Raw genomic sequence first — 23,800 nt, 5'->3', positions numbered from 1 at the left:
CCGGATTTGGCCATTTTTTATGATTCTTTTCGTTGAATAGCTCGCTATTCGCCTCAAATAATCATAAAAACTGTCTCAAACCGGACTTTTTCTCGCTACGGTCGGCTAAGTCCGACAGACTCCTAGCTGCTTGCTGATTGCAAACCAGGTAGTACCCCACACAATGGAACAGTGGCAGAAAAGAAAAACATTCGACATAGTTTCAATACTCAACACGAGTGGCGTCGTGTGAAGGATAGATGCGCCAGTAAATTTCAGAGTAAAAAAAACAGCTTAGCAGGAAGTCTCAACTTTGCTTCTATCGAAACGGTTTCCCATAGCGAGCAAATTACCCAATAAAATAACGACTACACCCAGCACAGAAACTATTGTCCATTCATAGCCTTCCAAAACAGTGGAAATTAACAAGGCAATGATGGGGTAAATGATGTCGACATAAGCGGTTCGGTCAGACCCCATTCGCTGGATCAGGGCAAGGTAAGACGTCATGGCCACTACTGAGCCAAATATCACCAGATAAACCAGGGAAACCAGATAACCCGGACTGAAATCAAATGTAGGCGGGATACCTCGAAACATTGCCAGCAGCCCCATTTCGACCCCACCATAAAACATCGCGAATACCGTCACGGGTATGACCGACAAACCATCTCTCTCGTTAATTTCACAAGACACACTGCCCAGAGAGAACATCAATACTGCGCCCAATGCCAGAGCCAGTCCTTTCAATTCTTGAGGATCTGAATCAATCAAGGTGATCTGGGGAAGAAACACCATAAATACACCGACACTGCCCAATAATGCGCCTATGAGCACAGAGCGTTTAACCGCATGACCCAACCAGAAACGGGAAATCACTACATTGGAATAAAGAATGCCCGTACAAATCAGTGCTGAAAGCCCACTACTGATAAATTTCTCGCTCTCATAAATCAGCCAGTAGGAGAGCCCACAAAGAAATGATCCCTGGAAAAAGAAACGGAGATGTTGTTGATGGGTATAACGGGGAATACCACCCCGGAGCTGGCAAACAATCCATAACAACACAGACCCCAGCAGAAATCGGTATGCAACAGACCACATGGCGTCAACACTACCCAGCTGCCAGCTGATCGCATACCAGGTAGAACCCCAAACCAGAGCACAGATACAGAAAAGAGTGGCATTGGACACGTTACGAACTTCCCGCATCAGAAGGATGACTGTATGACATTAGGCCAAATGGAAAGTTTCGCCAGAACCGTCAGCGCTTTATTTTCCTTTCTTCTGAAAACGGGCAAATATCCGCACTTAATGGAACGAAAACTTGCCCTCCACCGGAGGGACGAAATGCTCTTGTTCGGAAAGGATGTATTGCAGGCTCTGACACTCCCTGTATAACCAGCTCTTGGCGTCCAGAGTCATCTCCAGAAATTCACAGAACTGACTGTAACAAATACCTTTAGTGGTCATCATGACATCGGAAGCCACCAGCAAAAGGTGACCGGAATCCAGCATCTCCAGAAAAAGTTTGAGCATGGGCAAGCCAAGGTTGAGACGGGTCAAGTCAGCTTGTACGGAAAACGCGGAGGCAGCTTTCAAATCCAGTTCTGTAGAAAAAAGAATGCCGAATGGCTCAATAAACAAACGGCTATCGAGAATGCCATCCAGAGACTGAAGCGACGCGACATGCAATCCTTCACAATGATCACACATCCAGGACTCATGGCCGGCCTGATTCAGCCAGACTTCCACCTGCTGCAGATCTGGTACGACTAACTTCTGCATCAACTCTCTCCTGCCCGGGGCCAGAGAACCGGGGTCGGCTCTTACCGAAACCATATGGGACTGATGAATGAGCACAACACTCAGACAACTATATCCCTGCATTTGCAATGCATTTTATGGTCTCCCAGTGAACGGTGAAATGGTCAGTTTGACCAACGCTCAGTGAACCCCTTCTTGCTCTGTTGAAGCCGACGAGCTAACAACTTTGTCAGTCATTTCGGGACGTTACCCTTGCATACTCGGTGAACAAGCATGGAATAGAAGTTACGAGGAGTACATATTATGCAGGGATCAGGAAGAATCAGTGCCGGTATTCAAACCGCGCTTTATGCTGCAGCTACCCCCATCAGAGGTCTGACTACAGGCATCTCAACTTTGGCCACTAATGCCGCCCTGCCAGGTGCTGGCGTAGGCTTTTTGGCAGGAAAACTGGTCGGCAAGGCGGTTAAAGCCATCTGTAACAGGATTAACAAGGGAAGAGAAGAAAACCCTCGTGTTGATACCCAGAAACATGTGCGCCGCACCGTAAAAGTCCTTGAAACGGCAGGTGCGATCCTTGGTGCTCCGCTGATCGCTGTGAAAGTAGCAGCAAGCCCTGTTTTCTCAACACTTGCAGCGATCCAGTTCTCGGTAGCAACTGTCACAGATACGCTCAGAAATCTGGGTGCCTGCAAGACGGTATACCAAGAACTGAGGAAATATGGCACTTCAGAAACAGCCAAAGAAAACCTTTTTGACCCCATTAATAATATCTTCCTGGATATTTATCACGGTGAAGACATCTGGCATAGGTATGCTGATTCAATCAGTGATTTGGTAAAACTGGACTTATCAGAATCTGCAACATCGGAAAAAGTTAACACGCAGCTTTGGGGCCTTGCTCAAAAGCATATGGAAAAACCTACTGCTAAAGCCCGAAAGGCCAGACACAATAAAATCCGTGAAGACCTGGAACAAAAGCGTCAAGATCAGCTGAAAACAGCAAGACAGGAAAGAAAGAAAGCAAACACTCTTGAGTGCTTTTGATCCGGTCGATCAAACGGCACATGACAGTCTGGAAACCGTTATCACAAGCCCTTTCACACCGTCGGTTGTACCGCTTAAAGTAGTAAACGCCTGATACAATCAGCCGGGCCTTGAGCCCGGCAAACCTCAAATAAATATCTTTTATTTCAATAAGTTATATATTCTGCCAGTAATACTGACAGCCCTGTCAGTCACTTCGCCTCCTCCTCTTGGCATACTCGGACCATAACTATTCGAGAGCACACCCAAGGAGTACAGATTATGCAAGGAGCAGGAAGAATCAGTGCCGGTATTCAAACAGCCCTATACGCCGCTGCAAGCCCATTAAGAGGCATTGCTGACGGAGTAGGATTACTCACCACCATGGTTGGCATGCCCGGTTCCGCCGCAGGTTTCATGGCCGGAAAGCTGGTCAGTAAAGTCGTTGAAGCGGGTTGTAAAAGGCTCAATAAAAACCGAACCATGAAGAACCAGATTGATACCCAGAAGCACATTCGCAGAACGGTCAAGGTTCTCCAGACTGCAGGCGCTATCATTGGCTCTCCTCTGGTGGTTATGCAGGCACTTTCTAATCCCGTGCTAACGGCTTTATATGCAGCACCGGGGCTGGTGACAGCCACCGGAAAGACCATCAAGAATCTGATGGCCTGTAAAACGGTTTATCAGGAACTCAGAAAATACGGAGCCTCAGAGACTCTGAAGGAAAACCTGATGGATCCTGTAGAAAACCTGTATCTCAACATCTATCACGGGGATGACCTTTGCCATAACTATTCTGATCGCTTCTCAAAAACAGGGAAATTTGAAGACTTATTCAGAATGCCTCGTCTGGAAGAGCAAGCGGCCAGACACCAGCAAAAGCGAGACGACATGGAACGGGAATATCAGGAAAAGCTGAGTTTTCAGGATACGTTGTCCCTGGAAGGCAGCAGTAATAGCTCTGAAGAACTGTTCACGCGGACCTATACCCCTGACCTGACAGCAAAACAACCGCACCTGCTTGAAACTTAAAGCAGTTCGCTAAAAAATCGGGCTTCACGCCCGGTTTTTTATGACCAAAATCGTCAGCAGGTCTAACTGCTCCGTCAGATTAATCAGCCCCTTAAAAACAGATAATGAGTGAATAAATAAAATCCGGCTATACAAGGAGTTACAGCATGCAAGGATCAGGAAGAATAATGTCAGGCTTAAAGACAGCCGCTTATATTGCTGCCATGCCGTTACGAGGCACTCTGGTCGGCGCTTCTGTAACCACCAGTGTAGTGGGAGCACCTGGAGCAGCCGTTGGCTGGCTGGCGGGAAAACCCGTTAGCAAAGTGGTTGAGTACACCTGTAAAGGAATGAATAAGCTATTGCCTAACGCATGGCAGATCAATGCCAAAAAGCACGCAGACAGAACCGTCCGGGGTTTTCAGTTTGCCGGAGCTGTAGCTTTGAGCTTGCCAACTTATGCCGTGATTACCACGGCTAACCCACTGGTGGGCAAACTGCTGGGAATGGCTCCTGCCATTGGTGCAGGAATCAACCTGGCCAAAGGTATTTCTTCCGCCATAAAGGTTTACGATGAGTACCGCAATTATGGTTACTCTTTGACAAGAAGTGAGGACCTTAATGCTCCGGTCTTCGGACTCTACCCCAGCCTCTTCAATGGTGATTCCATAGGGGACTTTCTGGAGAAAAACGACGATTGGCACAGAACTCACAACAAACTGAGAAAGAAGCATTACAAAGACAATACCGCTCTTGCAGACAGACCCACGCAAGAGGGTGTAGAGGTTCGAGTTGAATCCAGTGCCTCTTTGGTACGAGCTCCTGCAACGCCTCCTCCACAGTATTACTCCCACGACAACCCACCGATTGTCACAGAGAGTATTCCTTCAAAAGCCTGATAATCGAAGCTTGCCGGGCTATGCCTGGCAAATTTCCCTAAAGCCACAACAAACCTTGTCTTCAATCTGTTACACTGCACGCCCAGACATCGTCCACTGCAACATAAGGCTTTGCTATGCGTTTTCTGGATCAGGTACAGGCTGCTATGCGTAAGAACAATTCTTTGCTCTGCGCAGGCTTGGACCCTTTACCCGAGAAGTTTCCCGCTCACATTCAGGCGCTTGAGCAGCCTATTCTGGAATTCAACCGCTTCATTATTGATGCCACTGCTGATTTAGTTTGCGCTTACAAACCTCAGGCAGCCCACTATCATGCCCGTGGAGCTGAAGATGAACTGGCTCAAACGATCGAATACATCAAGGATAACTACCCCGATATTCCTGTCATTCTTGATTCTAAGCGTGGTGATATCGGCAGCACAGCGGATCAGTACGCCACTGAAGCGTTTGAACGTTACGGAGCGGACGCTATCACTGTAAACCCGTATATGGGCATTGATACCATCGAACCTTTCACCCGCTATGAAGATAAAGGTACGGTCATTCTGTGCCGTACTTCCAATCCCGGTGCTGCAGCCATTCAGAACCTCAAGGTCGGTGACGACTTTCTGTATGAAGTCATTGCCCGCAAGGCAACAGAAGAGTGGAACAAGCATAACAACCTGTTACTGGTTGTAGGTGCCACGAACCCTGAAGAACTCAAGCGCATTCGATCCATTACCGGAGATATGACCTTTCTGGTTCCCGGTCTGGGTGCCCAGGGTGGAGACGTTGAAGCCACCGTCAAGAATGGCCTGAACAGTCAAGGTGAAGGCATGATCGTTAATTCATCCCGTGGCATTATTTATGCCGGTCATGATGAAAACTTCGCCGAAGCAGCCAGAGCCGCTGCCATTGAACTCAGAGACCAGGTGAATCAGTACCGTTAACAAATGACTACAGGAAGATACTCTGAACCGGTATCTTCCTTTGCTAGCATGGAATCACCCATTTGAGTGGCGATAGCTGCACTGTTTATCGACGTGACGAAAAGTGCAGCCTAACTGGATCCTTACTCCAGATAATCGCTGCCTTTTTACAGTCAATTCAGATACGGAAGCCTCCCATGCGCAGACTCAAGAATCTGTTGGACCAAAACCGCGAATGGTCAGCCTCTGTTCGGGAAAAAGAGCCGGATTTTTTTGAACACCTGTCCCACCAGCAGGCCCCCAAGTACCTCTGGATAGGGTGCTCCGACAGTCGGGTACCTGCCAACCAGATTACCGGGCTGGTTCCAGGTGAACTGTTTGTTCATCGGAATGTGGCCAACCAGGTCATTCATACCGACCTGAACAGCCTTTCTGTTATTCAGTATGCTGTTGATTACCTGAAGGTAGAGCACATCATAGTAACCGGTCATTATGGCTGCGGTGGCGTTCAGGAAGCCGTTAAAAACCGCAAGCTGGGACTGATTGATAACTGGCTGCGTCATGTTCAGGATGTACAACACAAGCATCAGCCTTTCCTGAATACTCTGGACAGTCAGGAAGATGTGTTCGAGCGTATGTATGAACTGAATGTTGTGGAACAGGCGCTCAATGTCTGCCAGACCACCATTGTTCAGGATGCCTGGCTGCGTGGGCAGGATCTGACCGTTCACAGCTGGATATACGGACTGAAAGACGGTCTGCTAAGAGACTTGGGATTATGTGTCTCGGACTCTGAAAGCCTGGATGGACTCTACAGCAGTGCCATCAAACAGATCACCAGCAACTGATTTACCTGCCATTCAAATCCCGACGGTCATTTTCCATGACTGTCGGCCTCATCCCTGAGACACTGACTATCCAGCGTCTATACTTTGCCGGAATTGCGTGACATGACCACGGTTTAAAGTAAAAATAATTTCATCCTTATGCGTGAAATGAGTTTCTTCGCTCATGGCTGCTTTGGATAAAAAAAATAAACATTGAGCCGTACGCACCTACTATTCCAGAGGATACATCTATGACGCCTGAAAAATATCCGGCCCTGCTGCGGCTAATCCATTGGTTGATGGCTATTGCAGTGCTGGGAATGATTGGCAGTGGCTGGTATATGGCCAACCTTTCCCAGGATGTCAGTTATAAATATGACATTTACCCTTGGCACAAATCGTTCGGTATTCTTGTGTTGATTCTTGTTGCCGTCCGCATTCTGGTCAGACTCTTCTGCAAGACTCCTTCTCTGCCCAAAGGCCTGCCTAACCATGAAAAGATGCTGGCCAAAATCACGCACTTTTCACTCTATGCCCTGATGATTATCGTTCCTCTCAGTGGCTTCACCATGTCAGACGCCGGGGGGCACGATATATTCTTCTTTGGCATCCAACTGCCAGAGTTGATGGAAAACAATAAAGAACTGGCTGGAGTACTCCATACTTTCCATAGCTATGTTCCCTATGTCTTTCTGGCAATCATTGCCCTGCATATTCTCGGTGCATTAAAACACCGGTTTATGGATAAGCCAGAGAATGATGTTCTGAGTAGAATGATTTAACCCGGATATTTCATAAACATGCTCCCGTTCTCGCTTGCCCTTTGCCGCTCTAAGGGAGTTGATGGAACATTCGGGCTAATGTGTTAAAAAAGGGCTCTTTCAAGAGCCCTTTAATCTGTTCAACCAACTCTTTCCCAATGAGCGCCTCGACCTTTTCCTACTGACTTCAGCTCTCCATCCTTGCGCTTTTGTTGCACTACTTTCTTCACCAGTTCCCGGCTGACGGTGGGCAGCTGAATACAAATATCAGCCACCGAAAACGGCCCATCGGCATTATCAATCGCCATGGCAATCAACTGTGACTTAGGTGCCCGGCTTCCCTGGTTTTGCAGTGCATCCACTCTCTGCTCAAGCTCTTCATAGGCTTTGATCACACTGTCCAGAAAAAAGTTAACCCATGGCATAGGGTTATGAGTACCTTCATGCCAACCTTTCACACTGAGCTGCAAGGCATCCAGATAAGCCTGTTCATTCTGGGCAAAGATTCTTTCCAGGCTGATGTAGCGACAGACGTCATAATGGTTCAGGGAAAGCATCAAAGTAGCGATCAAACGAGCAATACGGGTATTGCCATCACTGAAAGGATGAATGCAAAGAAAATCCAATACAGCACAGCTCGCTACCAACAGAGGTTCTATCGTCTTATCCAGACATTGATGATAGAGCGCTACTGTAAACTCCATCGCTTTCGGTGTGTCTGCCGCTGGGACCGTTCGATAAAGAACGCCTATTCGGTTTCCCTGGGAGTCCCGTTCCACAATATCTTTATTGGTCGCTTTCCAGCGTCCACCTTCATGAGGAAAGTGGCTATAGAGGGTGGCATGAAGCTGCCGGATCAAGCCTGAGGACACATTGGTATGCTCAGCAGGTTCAGTCACCATATCCAGCACATCACGATAACCTGCTATTTGCCTTTCTGGAGGCGTGCCCGGTTTGATCTCATATTGAACCAGCTTTCTCAACGCCTCTTTGCCGACAGAGATGCGCTCAAGGCTATTACCGTATTCCACAGACTCAAGGGTGGCCACCTGCCTGAGCGTATCCAGAATCTCAGCTTGCTGACGCAAGGTGTGAGGTTGACGCCCCCGGAACTCTCCCAGCTGTCTGAATCGCCCCAACTGGGATGCAGTAAATCGATAGTCTGACAAACGTTCCAGCGTATGCATTAGAATTCCTGACTAACGGGTAATTATCGGTTAAGACTTCTGTAGATTATGCACATAAGTCGTTTAATATCCAATAAATTCATAGACTTATTAGTGCACTTATTAATCGTTAAAAAATGGTTAATGTTCAATTTTTTTGATTAAAAGCACTCATATCCACAGATAAATTAATTGTTACCGTCACCACTCGACCTTAATCGATAAACCTTGACGCTGTGGCCCGCTCTTAGAATGCACACAAGCACCTGTAATGCTTTATTCCATTCACAAACCAGACCGCTGACAGCCCTCAATGAAGCTCGCTCTCGAAGGTTGTCAGAGAAGCACAACATTCGTAACGTCATGCCGGAGGTGTTAGCCGAGATGATCACAACAAATGCCTGCTCATTTGGTGCCTGAATCACCATGATAAAGACTCCTTGTCCCAGTGCAGTGTTCATTAACTGCTGGATCGAGTTAAACGCCGGAACTTCTTCGACCTCAAGAGCCACTTCAAGAGCATTCATGGCATGACCCACTTCCATAAGCTGCATCAAGGCGTATAACTCCGGAAGTTGAGATTCATCCACCCCCTGAGGCAACGGAATCTTTTGTGGACCGTTAGACATTTGATTCATAAAACACTGACGAATAGCTACGTCATGTCCCATGGGGGAATCAGCAACCAGGATCACTTCGTTATCGTCATCAGCCACCAGCAAATTTTTTCCTGCTTCTTCATCCGGGCACATCTGATCAAAAGCAGCAACAGCCGTCTCCAGCATGTAATTGAGCACATCGATGGTGATAGGTAACAAAATCCGGTAAAGCCGTCCTCCCATCGCATTCAGGTAGTTATTGATCCCCCAAATAATGAGGCTTTGATTATCACTGACATAGCCACCCACTTCCCCAACCTGATTCAGAAGAAAAACAAAGGTCATTTTTTCTTCTACGACAATAAGGGTAATGAAAAAACCTCCCTGAGGATTAGGAAGAGCCAGGACATAATAACCATCATCCAGGGTATTAACATTGCCCAGTGGTTGAGCATGTGCACTCATCCACCCCTCAAATATCAGCCCTGAAACCAGGTCCTGATGAGTAGCGGCCTGAATCTGAACGAACACCTGCTGTAAATGTAGAACAAGCGTATTTGAAGCCTGGAAGGTGATTGGCACCATATTATTTTGCAGATGACAGACATTGAAGGAAGAAGCTTGAGATGCTTGTTGTTGGTAGGGAGGCACAACGACAATGGGAACCTGCTGCTGGAAACCGCTGAGATCAGTCGGCTGGTTCATCCATTCACAGTCCAGTTGATTCTCTGTGTCGGGAACGAAAACGGGAACAGGAACCGCCTCACCAGAAAAGCCACCCCCGGATAAATCCAATAAAGCCATTTTACTGGTTGAAGGCCCATCAATAGCAATAACCCTTTTCCTGCAACCAGACTTCAGTCGAGGATCAGATGGAGGCTCAGGAGCCGGCTGGTTTTCTTCACACTGGCAAGTATACTCAGTCGATAAATAAGCTTCTCTGGGTTGGGGGTCTTTACCACTCGGGGCATCCTGTTGTCCTTTTTTTCTTATTCCTTTTCGGGCAACAAGCCTCTTTTCTCTGAAGGCTTTTCCACATCTCCTGCAGGAGCAATTACAGACATCAAGGCGAAACCCACACAGTTCACACCTTTCATGACCTAATTCATCTGTTTTTATTTTGGCTTTCTTATCATCTCCATTTCCGTGACTGCAGAACGCTCCAAAAAACAAAACTACCAATATCAGCACACTCAAACCAGGCTTGAGCATAAAGCCTCCTGAACCAGACAGTTCAGGCAGACTAGATACTTATCTAAGGTTCGTCATGAATAATCCGAACAATTAATGCGCTTTTTCTTCCCAGCCAAATCTATTCAACAGGTCAATAAAGACTTCATCCAGCGAAGCAGACAACACTAGCTGTTCATTGGATACCGGATGAGATAATGCCATTTCAGTACAGGCCAGCAGTAATCGTCCAGCTGAAAAATGTTGGGCAAAATAGCGATTATGAACACCCTTTCCATGTTTGGCATCACCAATTATGGGGTGGGCAATATGTTTCATATGTCGGCGAATTTGATGTTTTCTACCCGTCTTTGGCCAGGCTCTAACCAGTGAATAGCGACTGGTAGGGTATCTTTCAATAGCAAGCGGCAACTCAACAGTCGCCAGCCTTTCATAAGCGGTAACAGCCTCCTGAGCCGGTTTATCCTGACGCGCCTTGCGATCTGTCATTTTATCCAGCTCTTCTTTCAGAGGATGATCAATCACTCCGGACTCAGGAGCATACCCCCTGACCACCGCCAGATAGGTTTTCTTTACCAACCCCTCTTCAAACTGTTTTCCCGCTGATCGAGCTATTTCTGGCGACAGGGCAAACAGCAACACACCCGAAGTCGGCTTATCCAGACGATGCAGAGGATAAACATGCTGACCCACCTGATCTCTGACGATCTGCAAGGCAAACCGGGTTTCATTCCGATCAATCATGGAACGATGCACCAGCAGACCTGACGGCTTATTTACAGCCACCAACCACTGATCCTGATAGATGATTTCAAGCTTTTCTGAAGTCTCTTCCGGCATGGGCGACATCTCAACGTCAAAGGCAGCTATTTTAAATCCAATTGATTAAAGTAGCTTCTCTTCTGGTTGCCAGATGGTTGGATAAATCTCACAGGCCTTATAAAGCTAATGCTCTAACAAGACCTTTTTGAAAATGTACAAGTCGTTCGGCTCTCCGACAATGAATACCGTTCCTTCTGTGTCCATTGCCACGCCCTCTGGTTGTTTGATCGTTTTCTTCAACCCATGCCAGCCTTTTTCAAGATTCATGACACTGACGGCCTGACCGTTTTCATCCAGCTCTGACAATGCATGGGACTCATCACTGAGTACTACGAAGTGCCTGGACACCGAGTCAAAATGTATACCCGACAAGTCTCTGTTGAAGTAGTTCAGGCTTTGGACCATTACTTTCTGCTCTGTAACGGTCAACTCCCGATTATGATCACGTTCCAGAAAGCCCTGAATACGGAAAATTTGAATCGGATCCTTCTCTTTCACAACATAAGCTGACTGATCATAAGGATTCCAGGCAATACCTTCTAAACCCTTATTACCTGCATTACCTCCAGCCAGAGAAAAAGTGGGGACACCGTTAAAGTCAACCACCCGTGTTTCAGGAGAAATCTGAACAGCTGACAGCTCCTGCTGACGCTCGTTCACAATAATAAACGTGTTGCCATCGACCCAAGTGATCCCTTCAGCATCCATATTTCTATTGGATTTCAACCGCCTTTTAAAGTTTCCCAAACGATCATACTCAAGTACATTGACCACATCCCCGCGTGCCACTACATACAGAGATTCCGTAATGGGACTCCAGGTCACTCCGGAGACCTGATCTCCTGCTTCTGCTAATTTCACAGGCCCTGCCACCCGTTCATAATCATTTAACTGGATGGCATTGGCCCGCTGTTCACTGGACACAGTCTGAGATAGATATTCATCGTAGTGTTTGTCGTCGATATCGAAATAATTAATAGCGATCACTGCCAGAACAACAACAGCAATGATCTTGAGGGAGCGTTTTATGGACTTCTTCATGATGAGGGAATACGTCAAATCCAGGGAATGCCTTAAGGGCATGACAGACAAAGTGTGGTCACATGACCTCAAGATCAGACAGGTCAGCTCTCATCAGGCTTTCGGCGCCCAGATCAAAACCGGCCACTGACACGTGGACATCAAACCAGCTTTTCAGGGCTTCTGCATCTCGCTGCCGGGGCCAGCGACCCGGGTCTTCTTCCCAGGCGGATAATTCATTTTCCATCATGTCTCGAGCATAGTTCGTCACCGCAGCTTCCAGACCTTCTTCGGTTTCCTGCTCATCCAGCAGATAAGATCCCCCTTCAAAGCTCCAGTCTTCCGGCAGGTCTGTCCCCAACCCCTTGGCCCAGTCAATAAAAGGCTGCCTGGGCTTAAGCGTTACGACACAACGATTAATAAACTTCATAACTTCTACCATAAAAAAATGCAGCTTTATCAGGTTCTATAGCCAATTTCATGTTACGGGGTTAACTGCATTGCCCGCACATGGCTGTCTCTCAAACGGCACAACTGCCGAATAAAAATACGTCACTGTACTGCTTTGCGACGACTTTCAGATCAATGGACTGCTTCATCTGATACCAACTGCTTGCAGAGGACAGTAAGCCAGTAAATGCTCTCACCGAAATATGAATATCCTGACCAGGCTTGAGTTCACCTTTTTGGCATGCCTGCTCAAACATGTCTTCCAGCAGCTTGTGGTAGGTATTCGACTGATCTCGTATGTTACCTCGCTTTTCCAGCGGAATAACCTGACGATGCCGATCAAAAACGATCATATAATCAGAGCGTTCTTCCAGAGAAGACAATGTGTATATGACCAGCTTTTGGATCGCTTCTGCGAAAGAGTTCTCTCCATCCATCACCGACTGAAGATAACTGATCTGATGCCTGATTCCCTCAAGGCATACTGCCTCAAGTGCAGCCTCTTTTGAGCGGAAATAGTAGTATAGGCTACCCTGCTTGATATTCAGCCGCTCAGCAATATCGATCGTTCCAGCAGCATGATACCCCTTTTCAGCAAACACAGCCGCTGCTGCGTCCACAGCAGCAAGGTATCGCTGATCGTATTTTGGTGTCCTCTCTTTCAACACAGATGTCCTGTCCCATTCTGTCTACGGATATTGTCGCTTTCAGGCTATGAAATCATGCCTGAGGATCTTTTTCGAGGGACATTTGATATTCATCAAAGCTCATAAATTAATTAAAGTGCTTTAAATTTTTTATATAGATCTATAGAATTTCTATCAAACTATAGAAATCTAACCAATTCCCAAGCAGTACTGGGAAAACAATAAGAACAAGCTCTCACGAGCCTGTCTGACAGGAATTGGAAAGTATGAAAAGTCTCACCCATCTTCAGCGGTTGGAAGCTGAAAGTATCCACATTGTTCGCGAAGTGGTTGCCGAGAGCCGTAATCCGGTCATGCTTTACTCCATTGGTAAAGACTCTTCGGTGTTACTCCACCTGGTAATGAAAGCCTTTTACCCTTCATTGCCACCCTTTCCCGTGCTCCATGTCGACACTACCTGGAAGTTTCAGGAAATGATCCGTTTTCGTGATCAGGTTGCTGAAGATCTGGGGCTGGAGATGATTGTGCACATCAATCAGGAAGGTATAGAACAGGGCATTGGTCCCTTCAGTCATGGCTCAGCTGTCCATACCGACGTAATGAAGACCCAGTCCCTGAAGCAGGCCCTGGATAAATATCAGTTTGATGCGGCCTTTGGTGGCGCACGCCGGGATGAAGAAAAATCACGTGCTAAAGAACGCATTTTTTCTTTCCGCAGTGACCAGCACCGCTGGGACCCCAAAAACCAGCGCCCGGAGCTTTGGCGAACCTACAACAACCGTATTCACAAAGGGGAGAGTATGCGCATCTTCCCGCTCTCCAACTGGACTGAACTGGATATCTGGCAATACATCCATCGGGAAGAGATTCCCATCGTGCCATTGTACCGGGCCAAAGAGCGTCCGGTGGTTGAACGGGATGGTTCGCTGATCATGGTAGACGACGAACGTTTTCCTTTTAGAGAGGGTGAAACCGTTCAGATGCGTAAAGTCCGCTTCCGCACATTGGGATGCTATCCGCTGACTGGAGCCGTGGAATCCGAGGCAGAAACCCTGCCGGAAATCATTCAGGAAATGTTGCTGACCACCACTTCCGAACGTCAGGGACGGGTGATTGACCAGGATCATGGGGCTTCCATGGAACAGAAAAAGCAGGAGGGGTACTTCTGATGGCACACGTATCTGAACTCATTGCTTCTGACATTCATGGCTACCTGAATGAGCAGGAAAACAAAAGCTATATGCGCCTGATCACCTGCGGCAGCGTAGATGATGGCAAAAGCACACTGATCGGGCGGCTCCTGTACGATTCAAAAATGATTTTTGATGATCAGTTGTCTGCTCTGGAAGCAGATAGCAAACGCAGCGGCACCACAGGCGAGCAAATTGACCTGGCATTGCTGGTAGACGGACTGGCAGCAGAGCGTGAACAGGGTATTACCATTGATGTAGCCTACCGTTTCTTCTCTACCGACAAACGTAAATTCATCATTGCAGACACACCGGGGCATGAACAGTACACAAGGAACATGGCTACGGGTGCTTCTACTGCAGACCTTGCCATCATTCTGATTGATGCCCGAAAGGGCGTACTCAGCCAAACCAAACGACACAGTTATATTGTTTCATTACTGGGGATTCGTCATGTTGTTGTGGCGATCAATAAGATGGATCTTGTGGATAACTCTCAGGAACAATTCGAACAGATCAGAGACAGTTATCAACAGTTTGCCAAAGAGCTCGGTTTTCTGGATATCAAAGCCATTCCTATTTCAGCTCTGGAAGGCCACAACGTTCTGCAAAACAGCACCGTCATGCCCTGGTATCAAGGCCCCAGTCTGATGGCTCACCTGGAAAGTGTGAATGTGGAACGCGACCAGAATGATCAGGATTTTCGCATGCCGGTTCAATGGGTGAACCGTCCCGATCTCGATTTTCGTGGATTCTCTGGCACAGTGGCCGCCGGCAAAGTCTCAGTAGGTGATGAACTGGCCGTTTTACCCAGTGGACGCACCAGCAAGGTTAAAAGCATTGTCACCTTCGATGGTGAGTTGGAAACCGCCTTCTCCGAGCAGGCCATCACTCTGACTCTGGAAGATGAAATTGATATTTCCAGAGGAGATACACTGGCCTCCGCCAAAGCCCGACCAGAAGTCAGCAGCAGCCTGGCAGCCGACATTTTGTGGATGGATGAGCATGAGATGGTGCTACACCGTCCGTACCTGATACGGCTGGAAAACAGGACCATTCCTGGCAACCTGAGTCGCATCAATTACAAGATCAATATTAATAATCTGGACAGGGAAAATGCCGAAGCTCTGACTCTGAATGAAGTCGCCCGTTGTGAGCTATCCCTGACCGAAGAGATCGCCTTCGATCCCTACGAAGAAAACCGCAGCATGGGCTGTTTCGTGATTATCGATAGAATCACCAACAAGACCGTGGGTTCCGGCATGCTTCGAAGCAGTCTGGACAGTGCCACCAATGTTCATTGGCACGCTCTGGATGTGGATAAAAAGTCCCGAGCCAAAGCGAAAGAACAGAAGCCTGCTGTACTCTGGTTTACTGGTCTGTCCGGTTCCGGTAAGTCCACCATTGCCAATCTGGTCGAACAGAAATTGTTTGCCCGAGGCAATCACACCTACACACTGGATGGTGACAACGTACGACACGGATTAAATAAAGACCTGGGCTTTACCACTGAAGACAGAGTCGAAAATATACGACGCATCAGTGAAGTCGCCAACCTGATGTCCGACGCAGGTCTTATTACCCTGAGCTGCTTTATCTCTCCCTTCAGGGAAGACAGGGAACAGGCCAGAAGGCTTTGTGGCAGCAACAGCTTCATTGAAGTTTTTATCGACACGCCTTTCGAAGAGTGCGAGAAGCGTGACCCTAAAGGACTTTATAAAAAAGCACGCAAAGGCCAGATCAAGTACTTCACCGGTCTCGACAGCCCTTATGAGCCCCCGGTGAACCCGGACTTTCATGTTAAAACCACTGAACAATCACCCGAAAGAATAGCCGGTGAAATTGTGGACTATCTGGACCGGGAAGGTTTTCTGACAACTTGAGGTAATCATGGCTGATTATGATGTTTTTAATGGCGATGCTGACGGCATCTGCTCACTGGTTCAGCTGAGAAATCATGAACCTGGAAAGTCGAAGCTGGTAACAGGTGTCAAAAGAGATATCGCCTTGCTGGAAAAGGTGGCCCTCAATGAAGGAGATCGCCTGACGGTTCTGGATGTCTCCATGGATAAAAATAGAGCGGGGCTTGAAAAAGCACTCCATTCAGGGGCTGACGTCTTTTATGTAGACCACCATTTTCCGGGAGATATTCCAGATCACAAAAATCTGACAGCAATCATCAATGAAGCACCTGATACTTGTACCAGCATTCTGGTCAATACCCATTTAAAAGGCACTTACTGCGCCTGGGCTGTTGTCGGAGCTTTTGGTGATAACCTGAAGAAAAGCGCCCAGGCACTGGCTAAACAACTGGATGTTTCTTCAGGCCAGCTTAATCAATTGGAGAATCTGGGCATCTACATCAATTACAACGGCTATGGTTCCAACCTGGAAGACTTGCATTTCAGGCCTGATGAGCTGTATCAGAAGGTGGTACCTTTCTCGAACCCACTGGACTTTATCCAGAGTGGTAGTGAGGACTTTGAAAAGCTTGAAGCCGGTTACCGCAATGACATGGGCTCTGCCCAGCAAACTCAACCCGAAGTGGCCACCAGCAACAGCGCTGTTTATATCCTGCCAGATCAAAGCTGGGCCAGAAGAGTCAGTGGTGTTTTTAGCAATGACCTGGCCAATCAGCACCCGGATCGTGCCCACGCTGTGCTGACAGAAAAGGAGAATGGCAACTATCTGGTGAGTGTCCGGGCTCCATTGAATAATAAAACGGGTGCTGTCGACCTCTGTCGTCAATTTCCAACCGGTGGAGGAAGAGCCGCTGCCGCAGGCATTAATGATTTGCCTGCACAGCGTATGGATGAGTTCATTGAAAAGCTAGAAGCAAACTACCAGTAGTTCTCACAGTAGTTCTCACAGTAGTTCTCACAGTAGTTCTCATGCAGGGCAGGCTATCTGCTCTGCATATTCTTTCAGCCCTTGTGCACAGAGGTTAAAACCATCCTCGACCCGCTTTGCCATCATTTCCATCATTGCTTTCAAAGCTTCAGGATCTGATCCCTTGAAATCGTCAATGGAAAGATAACTGCAGCGGTTGTCATCCAGAGGCTTCAAAATCTGGGTCCTGACCGCATGAATAGGATCTCCAGGCTTGTTTTCCATCCCCCAGGCGATGGCTTTGCCCGGCTCGATCAGAGAAATGAACTCCACTTGATCCTGAAGGCCAAACCCCAGATCCACTTTCATTACGATGGGAGAACCTAACTCGAGCGTGGCATCAGCCTGTGGACAGAAACGGTTCCATTTATGGTAGTCCTTAAAGTTCACCAGTACGTCCCAAACGATTTCAGCAGGCGCATTGATAACAACTTCATCAGAGACCACTGTATCTTCAGTAATCATTCTCAGTTCCCTCTAGTCGCTAATAGGCCAGCGACTGTCGCTGGTGTAAAACGCAAAACGTTCGTTAATCATGGTTTCTGTCAGGCCATAAGTTTCAAGATCGTACTCATGTTTGCCATGTTTGTTTTTGGGATTGGCATCCACATGAGCTTGCATGATGGCTCTGGACTCATCAGCAAGAGGCAGATCAAAATGGTTGTAGATACGCTCAACCAATTCCATGGGCTGCTCTGCAAACTCCTGCTGGGAACAATCGACAAACAACTCCTGAGGCAATGTTTCCCGAACAGCCAATGCTCGTTCCAGGGACGAGGCATACCACTCCATAAGCTTTTGACCCACGTCTTTTAAGTGGGAGCAGTCACCGGCATACATTTCCATCACCATACGATTCATACTGTTAATTGAAGGGACAACATGCTGGGGATCACGATGACACCAGACAAACCGGGCATCAGGAAAGACTTTCAGAATGGCATCGATTCCCCACATATGGGAGGGTGCCTTGAGCATCCACTGTTGACCTGGCTTTCGCCAGTTCAGCATTTGCAGCTGCTTCTTCTCATGGATGTACAGATTCTCCAGACTTCTGGACTTCATCCAGCTGCCATAAGGCTCAAATAACCCTTCAAACCCCAGTTGGGCCCCATCAAAAGCAAAAGCATGGAGCAATACACACTCTTCCGGAGTATCTGCATCTACATAATGAATTTTCTGGAAGGCCTTGTTTTGACTCTCTTCCAGCGCTTTTACCAAATAGGGATAACGGGGATCTTCTTGCTCAGGCTGGGTGCCTGGCCAAACATCTGGAAACTGAATTTCCCATTGCAGGGGAGCCCGGTTTTCCGGAGCTATGGCCAAAAGGTTCAGAAGCGCCGAGGTCCCGGAACGAGGCAGACCTGTCACAAAGATTGGCGCTTTGATTTCCTGTTCCTGAATCTCTGGAATGCTCTGATAGGCCTGCTCCCAGCGCAGGCGGGTTTCCAGCTGAGAGACCACACGATTACGACAGCGTTCCCTGCCACCAGGGTCTTTCACCATGTTATCGTATGTTTTCAGCAAAGCTTCCAGACCTTCTCGATAAGGCTCTGTGCCAAAATCATTGAACCCTGTTTTCTCGATAGCCTCTGCAACGACTTCATCCGCTGCAAAGGAGACTGTTTGTTTTTCCGCTAACATGAATCGTCTCCTCTACAGACAGATTTCTTTCAGTTCAGAAAGCTTCATCACCCGGGTATTCAGCTCAGGATGTTCCTCTGCACCAATCCAGCGCCAGCACATGGTGCCCATGTTGTGACCCGCCGTTTCAATCCAGTTGGGTACGCCCGGATTGGTGTGAGAAACCACAACCCGTACGCTGCCATCAGGTTCATAATGGGCAGTGTGTTTGTTCACATGAATAGTGTGATGACGATAATCCAGAGATTCCATCCACCAGTTATCCAGCTGGAAATTCCAGGTCTGACACTCAGGAATCTCCGGAGCCTCAATCACCAGAACTTCGTCGTCTGCAAGACTCCAGGCACTGTGGAAATAGAAGATATTGGGATCACCACCAATGGCCTGACAAAAGGCCTGATCTGCCGGTGGTAATCGATTATTGGTGGGAAGGAAGCTTTCGCTCCAGTTTTCAAATAATTGGGTAGAACCTTTTACAAAAGCTATCGCACCTTGAAGACTTCTTTCCAGTTTGTCGGCTGTCAGAGGGTCTGGGCGATCCTGCTCGACACCAATACGCTCGATTTTCAGTTCTGCCGGTTTTTCGGAAACTCGATCCTGGAAAGTCTGCCGGACATTAATCGAATTAGTTTCTGGCCCCATGGGCAGCCAGTTTCCTGGATGTTCTTTCTGACTGATGATCAGCTCAACAGTACCATTCTCATCAATGTCCATTTGTCTGGCATCCAGATACCCCGTGGTTTCCATGGTGCCGCCGGACGCATATTTGTTAATGACAGTGCCAAAACCCAGATAATCTACCGTACCTCTGCTGCCGGTGATCCGGTAATCATAACGAGGATCTATAGGCGCACTTTCATAGCGGTTATCCGGGTTATCAGCTCCCAGCTTAATCGTCTCATGGCAGCCACAGCGGAGCTGAGGGAAAGCCGAATCACGATGCTCGAGAAAACTTTCCAATCCCCCTCTGAGCAATCGAGTCAGATAGCGGTAACCTTCTGCCTGATTGAAGGCATCTTTTGGCGCTTTCTCACTTTGAATAATCTTTCCGGCTTCTTTCAGGGCATCGCAGAACTCTTCCCACACCCGGCCGTCTATTACTTTCTGTTCAGATTCAGTCATTGTTATTCTTCTTGTTTTTTAATCGCTCAGGGCTGCTCCAAATCAGGCAGGCATAAACTCTCCGCCATTCACATCCAGCGTGGCGCCGGTGATGGCAGAGGCATAATCAGAAACCAGGAAAAGAGCCGCTTTTGCACACTCATCGTCGGTAGGAATACGGCCTAAAGGAATATTCTGAGTAACTTGCCCAATCGCTTCTTCTTCAGAAATCTTTTCATTAGCAGCCGTGAACTGAATGTAACCTTTAACGGGCTCTCCCCACATCCAGCCCATCAGTGCTGTATTGACCCGTATTCCATAACCACCCAGCTCTTTTGCCAGGTATTTTGAAGCAACCGTCAACGCCCCTTTGGAAGCGGCATAGCCAGACTCGCCACCAAACTCAAGAACAACAGGCTTACGGGTAGCCTGGGTATTGATCATGACGATGGCACCACCTTTTTGCTCTTTCATGACCGGAATCACTGCCTGGGTAATATTCATGGTGCCAATCAGGTTGGTGTCCACCACACGACGCCAGTCTTCAAGGTCGGCATTTTCTATAGGCTCGAAATTACCGTGGAAGAACGCACTGTTAACCAAAGCATCTACCCGACCAAATGTTTTAACCGTTTCTTTCACCAGGTGATCGCATTGGCTGCGATCACAAATGTCAGTGGGAACTTTAAGAATTTCACAATCAAAACCCGATTCTCTGATCCGATTTTCAGCATCATCCAGCTTGGCGGGGGTTCGAGCGGCCAATACAACACCACGGGCACCACCTTCTGCAGCCTGTAGTGCCAACTTGATTCCCAGGCCGGGACCAATGCCGGAAATAATCACTACTTTGTCGTTCAGTATCATTTTTCTTATTCTCCTGAAACTTATCAGTTGATAAGTTATACCCAGACAGCACCAACTTATCAACTGATAAGTTATATAGTAATCATCAGAGATTCCTGTAAACTCGCCTGTAAACGAATCAAAGCCAGACTAAAGGAGCCTGTCAGACTCAAGGCAGTTTCGGCCTGAAACCCAGAAAGAGCGGCCAGTTTTTCCGTTGAATTAGCTTAAATAGGCCACCTATTCGCACAATATCAGCGAAAAAACTGACTCGCTCTACTGAATTTCATGCTCGAAAGCTTAAGTCCGACAGGCTCCTATAAGACTTTTTCACGGTAAGACAATGGCCAGAGTTTCCGCCAAAGACGTAATTCTTGATACTGCAGAACGACTGTTTGCCGAACAGGGTATGGAGTCTGTATCTCTTCGAACGATCAATACCGAGGCAGGGTACAGTGTTGCCGCACTGCACTATCACTTTGGCAACCGCAACAAGCTGATTGATGCTCTGATCACTAGACGACAAGAGCCTATTCTGGCGCGAAGGAAAGAGTTGCTGGATGTGCTGGGGAAAGAGGAAAAGCCTGATATCTATCGTATAACGGAAGCTCTGGTGTTACCTATGGCCGAGCCTATTCTGGAAAATCCAGAGCTTGGCCTCAGAACTATCAAGTTTTTCTTCAGAACGTATATCGATCAGGCCAGTTACGGTCAGACCAAAGACATCATAGAAGAGAGCCATCGTATATTTAATGGACTACTTAAAAAGGCTCTACCTGATATTGAACAGGAACTGCTACATCAACGCTGGGTTATTGCATCAGAACTCACCTTCCAGGGGCTAGCCAATATCGATAGTGTCATGACCATTCGTAGTGGTTCATCACAGATAGAACACTATCGGCACTACATTAACAGACTGATCGATTTTATCGCGGGCGGCATTGCTGCTATGGAGTCCAATTGAACACATGTAAAAGCTGCAGCAAATCAATCAACTCCTAGCACCTTAAACACAGCATCAACCGGATCAGCATAAAAACTGCTCTGAAACTTGGTGAACAACTCTGGAGGAATAGTCGCTATATCAGCAGCGTTACTGATAGGAAATGCAACACGCTTCGCGCCAGCATCAAAAGCAACCTGAAGGTTCTCAGCCAACCCTGTAACAGGGTTAACATTGCCACCCAGGCTAAGATTACCCAGCACAACCATCTGATTCTGCACTGGTTTCTTCAACAGCCCAGAAGCAAAAGCAACAAGGCTGGCAAGCCCAAGTTCCTTAGAGGTTCCCGTATTTTGCAATTCAACAAAATGCAGGTGGAAGTCATAATCCAGGACTTTGGCTGAAGCACTGATTCGCCCGATATTTGCCTTGAAGTAGTCAAATGCTATTTTGACCGTTTCTTTTGCAGATGTATCACTGCCCAAACCTGATAATGCTAACTTACCTGTACCTGGTGATACTTGTAGTTCCAGACGGTATAAGCCATTGAGCCCACCCGTTCCTTGCCCAATGGTATAAACAAATCCTGGCTTTGCTTGTCCTTCAGGAATAAGCGCGCCACCTCCTTGTTCCAGTACAGAGACAAACGTTTCATCCATTGAGTCATTATCTATAAAGCTGAAATGCACATCGTAGAACTCCATTCCACCGAGCTTTTTCAGCTGTTCTTTCACACGACGGCGGCTTTCCAATGCGTACGTCAAACACGCCTTTACCGCATCTTTATCAAAGTCACCATGAGGATAAAGCAGTTTCAGCAAACCTGAAGTCGTTCTGCGAACTGCAATAGTATCCCGTTGGTTGAGGTTATTTCCTAGTTTGAAGTAACGGTCGATGGCATCAGCAAAGCTACGCTTACGCATCTCTCGCATATATTCAGCAAGATAATCCGTGATCAGCCCATAGCGGTTAGTAAAGAACTCAGGTCTCATCTTTGGGATTTCCCAGCCCGGAATATAAGCATGGAAGCGATCAAAAAATGCTGTATCAATCATGGCTTCAGGAAATGGAGCCAACAGGTGGCTGGTTTTTACCAGTTGCTCTACAGGTTGGTTGATATTCCCAACAAACACCATGGACGCCTTGGCTTCCACAGAGTCCTTGCCACGGGCAAAAGAACCAGAAGCCATGTAATCCTTCATGATCTGCACGCCATCACGATCTTTAAAGCGGATACCGGCCACTTCGTCGAAAGCAACCACATCCCACATGCCAACCAGACCAACCTGACGAGAACTCATATTGTAAAACAGGTTGGCAACGGTCGTCTGACCACCAGACACCAGCAGACTATTAGGGGAACACTCTTTGTATACATGGCTCTTACCTGTACCCCGAGGCCCTAACTCACAAACGTTATAGTTGTTCTCCACAAATGGAATCATGCGAGCTAGCAGGTGCCACTTCACCCGCTCATCCAGGTTATCCGGCTCCATACCCACAGAGCGAAGCAGAACATCTATCCATTGCCCCTGATCAAACTGTTTTCTGGCGGCAAACAGCTCATTCATATCCATAGAAGGCATCTGAATAGGCTTCAGGGTCAGAATCGAGAAGGGCGATATTTTCTGCCCTTCTTCAAAGAAGTACTGAGCAGTGACAATACACCAGATGCCACCAGTCAAAAGTTTCTCGTTATCCTTGACCACCTTGGCAGGGACAACTGCGTCCTTAATGCCAAGGTTGGATAATGTCGCTTCATAAACATCTTTTCTCTGGTTCAGGCGCACACTGACTTTATCAATGACGTTATAGGCACCACGCTCCCTGATCAGGGATTTAATTTTCTCCGCTTCATCGGGACGAACATAGTTTTCAGTGAGAATCCGTTTAACATTCTCCATACCATCCCGAATCAACTCTTCATCATTCGATGAGCAGTACATCCCCAGCAGATATTCCAGTACATAGACCGGAACATTAGCGCCTTCCTTGAGCTGTTTGGTAAGATCTTTACGAACAATCCGACCGCTGAATTGATCGATCAACAGTTCGTCAACGTTACCCTCTATATCACTGCCTTGCTGGCCCATAGTTAAATCAGAAGTCAT

At 47.5% G+C, this 23,800-nt stretch carries 23 protein-coding genes; 10 read left to right on the top strand and 13 right to left on the bottom strand.

What is annotated here, in order from left to right:
* Window positions 1-273 precede the first annotated feature (273 nt).
* Both ACR2PX_RS26245 and ACR2PX_RS26240 read right to left on the bottom strand, forming a co-directional pair.
* Window positions 274-1,173: a DMT family transporter gene (locus ACR2PX_RS26245; RefSeq protein ID WP_434002315.1), complete on the bottom strand. Its 900-nt coding sequence runs from the start codon at window positions 1,171-1,173 to the stop codon at window positions 274-276.
* A 117-nt stretch (window positions 1,174-1,290) separates the two neighbouring features.
* On the bottom strand, window positions 1,291-1,767 hold the full coding sequence (locus ACR2PX_RS26240) for a YbjN domain-containing protein (protein ID WP_434002314.1): 477 nt from the start codon (window positions 1,765-1,767) through the stop codon (window positions 1,291-1,293).
* A 282-nt stretch (window positions 1,768-2,049) separates the two neighbouring features.
* On the opposite strand from ACR2PX_RS26240, the gene ACR2PX_RS26235 reads away from it, so the two are divergent.
* The 6 genes from ACR2PX_RS26235 (at window position 2,050) to ACR2PX_RS26210 (ending at window position 7,199) form a co-directional block, all read left to right on the top strand.
* The gene (locus ACR2PX_RS26235) at window positions 2,050-2,793 is read left to right on the top strand and encodes a hypothetical protein (RefSeq protein ID WP_434002313.1); all 744 of its coding nucleotides are present in this window, start codon (window positions 2,050-2,052) and stop codon (window positions 2,791-2,793) included.
* Between the two features lie 261 nt (window positions 2,794-3,054).
* Complete coding sequence (locus ACR2PX_RS26230) at window positions 3,055-3,804, top strand: hypothetical protein (RefSeq protein ID WP_434002312.1); 750 nt, start codon at window positions 3,055-3,057, stop codon at window positions 3,802-3,804.
* Between the two features lie 167 nt (window positions 3,805-3,971).
* Window positions 3,972-4,682: a hypothetical protein gene (locus ACR2PX_RS26225; protein ID WP_434002311.1), complete on the top strand. Its 711-nt coding sequence runs from the start codon at window positions 3,972-3,974 to the stop codon at window positions 4,680-4,682.
* Between the two features lie 116 nt (window positions 4,683-4,798).
* Window positions 4,799-5,611: an orotidine-5'-phosphate decarboxylase gene (gene pyrF, locus ACR2PX_RS26220; protein ID WP_434002310.1), complete on the top strand. Its 813-nt coding sequence runs from the start codon at window positions 4,799-4,801 to the stop codon at window positions 5,609-5,611.
* A 176-nt stretch (window positions 5,612-5,787) separates the two neighbouring features.
* On the top strand, window positions 5,788-6,438 hold the full coding sequence (gene can, locus ACR2PX_RS26215) for a carbonate dehydratase (RefSeq protein ID WP_434002309.1): 651 nt from the start codon (window positions 5,788-5,790) through the stop codon (window positions 6,436-6,438).
* A 230-nt stretch (window positions 6,439-6,668) separates the two neighbouring features.
* Window positions 6,669-7,199, top strand: coding sequence for a cytochrome b (locus tag ACR2PX_RS26210; RefSeq protein WP_434002308.1), 531 nt, complete (start codon window positions 6,669-6,671; stop codon window positions 7,197-7,199).
* 119 nt (window positions 7,200-7,318) lie between these two features.
* On the opposite strand, the gene ACR2PX_RS26205 is transcribed toward ACR2PX_RS26210, so the two are convergent.
* The 6 genes from ACR2PX_RS26205 to ACR2PX_RS26180 all read right to left on the bottom strand — a co-directional run bounded on the left by ACR2PX_RS26205 (window position 7,319) and on the right by ACR2PX_RS26180 (window position 13,091).
* Window positions 7,319-8,365: a Fic family protein gene (locus ACR2PX_RS26205; protein WP_434002307.1), complete on the bottom strand. Its 1,047-nt coding sequence runs from the start codon at window positions 8,363-8,365 to the stop codon at window positions 7,319-7,321.
* Between the two features lie 167 nt (window positions 8,366-8,532).
* Window positions 8,533-9,747 carry a hypothetical protein gene (locus tag ACR2PX_RS26200; protein WP_434002306.1) on the bottom strand — a complete coding sequence of 405 codons (1,215 nt, stop codon included), beginning with the start codon at window positions 9,745-9,747 and terminating at the stop codon, window positions 8,533-8,535.
* A 480-nt stretch (window positions 9,748-10,227) separates the two neighbouring features.
* Window positions 10,228-10,974 (bottom strand): tRNA pseudouridine(65) synthase TruC, encoded by a 747-nt coding sequence (gene truC, locus ACR2PX_RS26195; RefSeq protein ID WP_434002305.1) that lies wholly within the window; start codon window positions 10,972-10,974, stop codon window positions 10,228-10,230.
* Between the two features lie 105 nt (window positions 10,975-11,079).
* Window positions 11,080-11,997, bottom strand: a complete 918-nt coding sequence (locus ACR2PX_RS26190; protein ID WP_434002304.1) for an SdiA-regulated domain-containing protein — start codon at window positions 11,995-11,997, stop codon at window positions 11,080-11,082.
* A gap of 58 nt (window positions 11,998-12,055) precedes the next feature.
* Window positions 12,056-12,406, bottom strand: a complete 351-nt coding sequence (locus ACR2PX_RS26185) for a hypothetical protein (protein WP_434002303.1) — start codon at window positions 12,404-12,406, stop codon at window positions 12,056-12,058.
* Window positions 12,407-12,497: 91 nt separating this feature from the next.
* Window positions 12,498-13,091 carry a TetR/AcrR family transcriptional regulator gene (locus ACR2PX_RS26180; RefSeq protein WP_434002302.1) on the bottom strand — a complete coding sequence of 198 codons (594 nt, stop codon included), beginning with the start codon at window positions 13,089-13,091 and terminating at the stop codon, window positions 12,498-12,500.
* A gap of 248 nt (window positions 13,092-13,339) precedes the next feature.
* On the opposite strand from ACR2PX_RS26180, the gene cysD reads away from it, so the two are divergent.
* Genes cysD through ACR2PX_RS26165 form a run of 3 tightly spaced genes read left to right on the top strand, consistent with a single transcriptional unit; the run spans window position 13,340 to window position 17,113 of the window.
* Window positions 13,340-14,242, top strand: coding sequence for a sulfate adenylyltransferase subunit CysD (gene cysD, locus ACR2PX_RS26175; protein ID WP_434002301.1), 903 nt, complete (start codon window positions 13,340-13,342; stop codon window positions 14,240-14,242).
* Window positions 14,242-16,146: a sulfate adenylyltransferase subunit CysN gene (gene cysN, locus ACR2PX_RS26170; RefSeq protein WP_434002300.1), complete on the top strand. Its 1,905-nt coding sequence runs from the start codon at window positions 14,242-14,244 to the stop codon at window positions 16,144-16,146. Before cysD ends, cysN begins: the two co-directional genes overlap by 1 nt.
* Before the next feature lie 7 nt (window positions 16,147-16,153).
* The gene (locus tag ACR2PX_RS26165) at window positions 16,154-17,113 is read left to right on the top strand and encodes a DHH family phosphoesterase (RefSeq protein WP_434002299.1); all 960 of its coding nucleotides are present in this window, start codon (window positions 16,154-16,156) and stop codon (window positions 17,111-17,113) included.
* Window positions 17,114-17,152: 39 nt separating this feature from the next.
* Here the strand turns inward: ACR2PX_RS26165 and ACR2PX_RS26160 are convergent, their stop codons facing one another.
* Genes ACR2PX_RS26160 through ACR2PX_RS26145 form a run of 4 tightly spaced genes read right to left on the bottom strand, consistent with a single transcriptional unit; the run spans window position 17,153 to window position 20,764 of the window.
* A complete protein-coding gene (locus ACR2PX_RS26160) occupies window positions 17,153-17,617 on the bottom strand; it encodes an SRPBCC domain-containing protein (RefSeq protein WP_434002298.1) in 465 nt (154 codons plus the stop codon).
* A 12-nt stretch (window positions 17,618-17,629) separates the two neighbouring features.
* A complete protein-coding gene (locus ACR2PX_RS26155) occupies window positions 17,630-18,796 on the bottom strand; it encodes a sulfotransferase family protein (RefSeq protein WP_434002297.1) in 1,167 nt (388 codons plus the stop codon).
* A 12-nt stretch (window positions 18,797-18,808) separates the two neighbouring features.
* Window positions 18,809-19,918, bottom strand: a complete 1,110-nt coding sequence (locus ACR2PX_RS26150; protein ID WP_434002296.1) for a DUF1214 domain-containing protein — start codon at window positions 19,916-19,918, stop codon at window positions 18,809-18,811.
* A 42-nt stretch (window positions 19,919-19,960) separates the two neighbouring features.
* Window positions 19,961-20,764 (bottom strand): SDR family oxidoreductase, encoded by an 804-nt coding sequence (locus ACR2PX_RS26145; RefSeq protein WP_434002295.1) that lies wholly within the window; start codon window positions 20,762-20,764, stop codon window positions 19,961-19,963.
* Window positions 20,765-21,086: 322 nt separating this feature from the next.
* Here ACR2PX_RS26145 and ACR2PX_RS26140 point away from each other — a divergent pair, with 322 nt between their 5' ends.
* Window positions 21,087-21,710, top strand: a complete 624-nt coding sequence (locus ACR2PX_RS26140; protein WP_434002294.1) for a TetR/AcrR family transcriptional regulator — start codon at window positions 21,087-21,089, stop codon at window positions 21,708-21,710.
* 23 nt (window positions 21,711-21,733) lie between these two features.
* On the opposite strand, the gene brxL is transcribed toward ACR2PX_RS26140, so the two are convergent.
* Window positions 21,734-23,800, bottom strand: coding sequence for a protease Lon-related BREX system protein BrxL (gene brxL, locus ACR2PX_RS26135; protein ID WP_434002293.1), 2,067 nt, complete (start codon window positions 23,798-23,800; stop codon window positions 21,734-21,736).

Origin of the sequence: Endozoicomonas sp. (assembly GCF_051008435.1) — a bacterium.
Taxonomy (GTDB): Bacteria; Pseudomonadota; Gammaproteobacteria; order Pseudomonadales; family Endozoicomonadaceae; genus Endozoicomonas_A.
This window is presented reverse-complemented; position numbering and strand designations above follow the sequence as displayed.

Coding starts and splice junctions, on each gene's coding strand:
- ACR2PX_RS26225 (WP_434002311.1), top strand. CDS start 3,972: ATGTCAGGCTTAAAGACAGCCGCTTATATTGCTGCCATGCCGTTACGA.
- ACR2PX_RS26185 (WP_434002303.1), bottom strand. CDS start 12,406: ATGAAGTTTATTAATCGTTGTGTCGTAACGCTTAAGCCCAGGCAGCCT.
- pyrF (WP_434002310.1), top strand. CDS start 4,799: ATGCGTTTTCTGGATCAGGTACAGGCTGCTATGCGTAAGAACAATTCT.
- ACR2PX_RS26230 (WP_434002312.1), top strand. CDS start 3,055: ATGCAAGGAGCAGGAAGAATCAGTGCCGGTATTCAAACAGCCCTATAC.
- brxL (WP_434002293.1), bottom strand. CDS start 23,800: ATGACTTCTGATTTAACTATGGGCCAGCAAGGCAGTGATATAGAGGGT.
- ACR2PX_RS26150 (WP_434002296.1), bottom strand. CDS start 19,918: ATGACTGAATCTGAACAGAAAGTAATAGACGGCCGGGTGTGGGAAGAG.
- ACR2PX_RS26145 (WP_434002295.1), bottom strand. CDS start 20,764: ATGATACTGAACGACAAAGTAGTGATTATTTCCGGCATTGGTCCCGGC.
- cysD (WP_434002301.1), top strand. CDS start 13,340: ATGAAAAGTCTCACCCATCTTCAGCGGTTGGAAGCTGAAAGTATCCAC.
- ACR2PX_RS26205 (WP_434002307.1), bottom strand. CDS start 8,365: ATGCATACGCTGGAACGTTTGTCAGACTATCGATTTACTGCATCCCAG.
- truC (WP_434002305.1), bottom strand. CDS start 10,974: ATGCCGGAAGAGACTTCAGAAAAGCTTGAAATCATCTATCAGGATCAG.
- ACR2PX_RS26200 (WP_434002306.1), bottom strand. CDS start 9,747: ATGGCTTTATTGGATTTATCCGGGGGTGGCTTTTCTGGTGAGGCGGTT.
- ACR2PX_RS26190 (WP_434002304.1), bottom strand. CDS start 11,997: ATGAAGAAGTCCATAAAACGCTCCCTCAAGATCATTGCTGTTGTTGTT.
- can (WP_434002309.1), top strand. CDS start 5,788: ATGCGCAGACTCAAGAATCTGTTGGACCAAAACCGCGAATGGTCAGCC.
- ACR2PX_RS26235 (WP_434002313.1), top strand. CDS start 2,050: ATGCAGGGATCAGGAAGAATCAGTGCCGGTATTCAAACCGCGCTTTAT.
- ACR2PX_RS26155 (WP_434002297.1), bottom strand. CDS start 18,796: ATGTTAGCGGAAAAACAAACAGTCTCCTTTGCAGCGGATGAAGTCGTT.
- ACR2PX_RS26210 (WP_434002308.1), top strand. CDS start 6,669: ATGACGCCTGAAAAATATCCGGCCCTGCTGCGGCTAATCCATTGGTTG.
- ACR2PX_RS26240 (WP_434002314.1), bottom strand. CDS start 1,767: ATGCAGAAGTTAGTCGTACCAGATCTGCAGCAGGTGGAAGTCTGGCTG.
- cysN (WP_434002300.1), top strand. CDS start 14,242: ATGGCACACGTATCTGAACTCATTGCTTCTGACATTCATGGCTACCTG.
- ACR2PX_RS26140 (WP_434002294.1), top strand. CDS start 21,087: ATGGCCAGAGTTTCCGCCAAAGACGTAATTCTTGATACTGCAGAACGA.
- ACR2PX_RS26165 (WP_434002299.1), top strand. CDS start 16,154: ATGGCTGATTATGATGTTTTTAATGGCGATGCTGACGGCATCTGCTCA.
- ACR2PX_RS26160 (WP_434002298.1), bottom strand. CDS start 17,617: ATGATTACTGAAGATACAGTGGTCTCTGATGAAGTTGTTATCAATGCG.